This window comes from Hydrogenivirga sp. 128-5-R1-1, from assembly GCF_000171895.1.
The window spans coordinates 1-3,214 of sequence record NZ_ABHJ01000078.1; the positions used below are offsets into that span (position 1 = coordinate 1).

Genomic DNA, 3,214 nt, shown 5'->3' on the forward strand with positions numbered 1-3,214 from the left:
AAAACTGTTATAGCAGGAGACGGTCAGGTAACTCTTGGAAATTCTGTAATGAAAGCAACTGCTAAAAAAATTAGAAAACTAAATGACGGTAAAGTTATAGTTGGATTTGCCGGTTCTGCAGCTGATGGACTTGCACTGATGGAAAGACTTGAAGAAAAGCTAAACAAGTACGGAGGCAACTTATTAAGAGCTTCTGTGGAGCTTGCAAAAGAATGGAGAATGGATAAATTCCTTAGAAGACTTGAAGCAGTCTTAATAGCTGCAGATAAAGAACATATGTTATTAATTTCAGGGAATGGAGATGTTATTCAGCCAGATGAACCTATCCTTGCTACAGGTTCAGGAGGAGACTTTGCAAGAAGTGCAGCCCTTGCCCTTTATAGGAACACAGATTTAGACGCAAGAAAAATTGTAGAAGAAGCTATGAAAATAGCCGGAGAAATTTGCATATATACAAATCAGAACATTACCATTGAAGAAATACAGTAATACTCAGTTTATTTATTTTGAAGTAGCCCTTCCTCTGCCCTTTTATCAAACTTTTACTTATAAACTGTCTTTAGAAAAATACAACAAACTTAAAAACAAAGAGCTTATAGGCAGAAGGGTTTTAGTCCCTTTTAGAAAATCAGGTTATACAGGAATAATCACCGAAATTCATAAAGAAAGTTTTTCTGAAATTGAAGATTATGAGATTAAAGAAATAGAAGAACTTCCAGATGATAAGCCTTTATTCACAGAAAAGGAATTAAATATAGCATATAACTTATCACAGTATTACATAGCTCCTTTTGGGCTTACACTTTATTATTTTATTCCTGAAGGTTTAAGATGGAAAAAGAAAGAAGGAAAATGGATAAAAACATTTCCTGAAAGTTATATTTACACATTAGGAGAAATAAGAAAATATGAAAATCTTTCAGAAAGACAGAAAGAACTTGTAGAACTTGTATCGTCATTAGGCGAAATTACAGAACTTGAGCTTATAGAACAAGGTTTTAACAAAACTACAATTAACTCACTGGTAAAAAAAGGAATTTTAAAAAAAGAAAGTTTTATACTTAAAAAAGAAGGAAAAATCCAGTTAAAGCAACAAACAGTAGAAAAATCTATAAAAGTAAATAAAGGGCTATTTTATTACGGCTCCGATACAGCAGAAAAAAGATTAAAAACTTATATAAATATCATCAATAAATTACAGCAAGAAGGTAAAAGCTCTCTGTTAATATTTCCAAGTATAGCCCACATAAAAAAAGCATATGAGATTTTATCAAAAGAAATAAACAACCTGTATGTTTACCATGATGGAATAAATGCAAGGGAAAATGTAAGAACATGGTTTGAGCTTCAGGAAAAGGAAGGGTCAGTTTTACTTACTTCTTACGCACGAATTTTAATTCCAATAAAAAATCTTTCATTTATCGTAGTAGAAGAAGAAGCTGCTGACAGCTATAAAACATTAAGAACTCCTAAATTTGACGTAAGAAGGGCAGTTTTTGAGATATACAAAGAAAAAAACTGAGTTTATATATTCAAGCCTTGTTCCTTCTATTGAGAGTTTTTATTCTATCAAGAAAAATATTATCAAACCTCTAAAAGAAAGATTTCTGAAAATAAAATACAAAGCAAATATAAAAATTTATCCATTTGATAAGGAATTTTCTCTCAAAAGATTAACCGAAATTTTACAAGATAAGAAAAAAACTCTGATAATTGCAAACAAAAAAGCTTATGCATCATTTTTGTACTGTCCAAGATGTGAAGATGAAATTTTATGTCAAAATTGCGATGTACCGCTGAAAGTTTATAAAAAAGAAAAAGAGTATTTAGAATGCAGTATTTGTAAAACAAAGTATGAAACCATAACAAGATGCCCAGAGTGTGAAACTCCCCTTGAAACTGTAGGAATAGGTATAGAAAAGGTTGAGGAATACTTAAAAAAATATTTCACCGGCATTAGCTATTTACATGAGGAAAAAGATACTAATATAAAACTTACAACAACTATTTTAGATAAAGACCTTACAACTGAAAATTTTGAAAGGGTAATAAACATATACCCTGATTTCTTCCTTTTTGTTCAAGACTATAAAGGAAGGGAAAAATTTTTTAGAAATATTTTGTACTCTTATATAAAGGCAGAAAAAGAATTTATACTGTTTACAAACCAGCAAAATGACATAAGTATTAAAGCTTTTTTAAATAAAAAATTAGAAAAGTTTTATGAAGATGAACTTAATATAAGGAAAAATTTTGGTTATCCTCCTTTCAAAAGATACATTTTACTCACTTTTGAGAAAAAAATTTTAGATATAGATTTTTTAAATGAGCTGTTTAAGATATGGATAAAAGAAAACAATTTAAAAAATGTAAAATATAAAGGTATTTTTAAAGGTTATCACTATAAAGTAAAAGGGAAAGAAAGAGCCCAACTTCTTTTAATTGATTTTAAAAATAAACAGGCATTAAAAATCTTACATGAAAAATGTAGAAAATTAGGTATAAAATTAATAATAGACGTTGACCCTGTACAAATAATTTAAGAGTGGCTTTCATGAATAAAGAGCAAAAAGAAATAGAACTTAAAAAATTAGAAATAGAAAATTTAAAAATTAAAACTGAAATTTTTAGAATATTAACTTTTGTAAGTTTAACATTAGGAGCAGGATTTTTTACAATTGTTTTTTATCTTTACGGTAAAGCAAAAAAATTATTGGAATTCTTAATAATAATTGGAGGAACATTAGAAATCGTATTTATTTTCTTATCAGTAGTTGCATATTTAAAACTTATGGACAAAATAAAAAATATAGAAAATAAAATTAAGGAGCTATAGTTATGGATTTTTATCAAATATTTGCTGTAATAGTTGCCTTTACGTTTTTAATTGCTGGTATCATTATGCTTTATAAGACAATAAAAACAACATAATATATTTAGGAGGTATTATGGAAAGACTTTATTCACCATGGAGAAGTCAGTATATAGAAGGCTTTGATAAAATAGAAGGCTGTTTTTTATGCAATGCTTATAAATCTAATGATGATGAGAAAAATTTAGTGTTATATAGAGGGAAAAAATGTTTTGTAATAATGAACTTATATCCGTATAATGCATGTCATTTAATGGTATGTCCCAATGAGCATATTGGAGATTTTGAAAATTAGATGAGGAAACCCTTTGCGAGCTTAATATACTTACCCAGAAATGATAA

Annotated in this window: 5 protein-coding genes; all 5 read left to right on the forward strand. The window is 28.3% G+C overall.

Translation table 11 applies throughout. The features are described from left to right. Positions 1 to 489: ATP-dependent protease subunit HslV (hslV, locus tag HG1285_RS05185; RefSeq protein WP_008288458.1), on the forward strand; the 489-nt coding region annotated here is incomplete at its 5' end. Then, positions 473 to 1,522, forward strand: a complete 1,050-nt coding sequence (locus HG1285_RS05180; RefSeq protein ID WP_008288459.1) for a hypothetical protein — start codon at positions 473 to 475, stop codon at positions 1,520 to 1,522. The genes hslV and HG1285_RS05180, both read left to right, overlap by 17 nt. Continuing rightward, positions 1,497 to 2,543: a hypothetical protein gene (locus tag HG1285_RS05175; protein ID WP_008288460.1), complete on the forward strand. Its 1,047-nt coding sequence runs from the start codon at positions 1,497 to 1,499 to the stop codon at positions 2,541 to 2,543. Before HG1285_RS05180 ends, HG1285_RS05175 begins: the two co-directional genes overlap by 26 nt. 11 nt (positions 2,544 to 2,554) lie before the next feature. After that, positions 2,555 to 2,836, forward strand: coding sequence for a hypothetical protein (locus HG1285_RS05170; RefSeq protein ID WP_008288461.1), 282 nt, complete (start codon positions 2,555 to 2,557; stop codon positions 2,834 to 2,836). Between the two features lie 112 nt (positions 2,837 to 2,948). Further along, complete coding sequence (locus HG1285_RS18270) at positions 2,949 to 3,167, forward strand: hypothetical protein (RefSeq protein WP_008288462.1); 219 nt, start codon at positions 2,949 to 2,951, stop codon at positions 3,165 to 3,167. Positions 3,168 to 3,214: the final 47 nt, after the last annotated feature.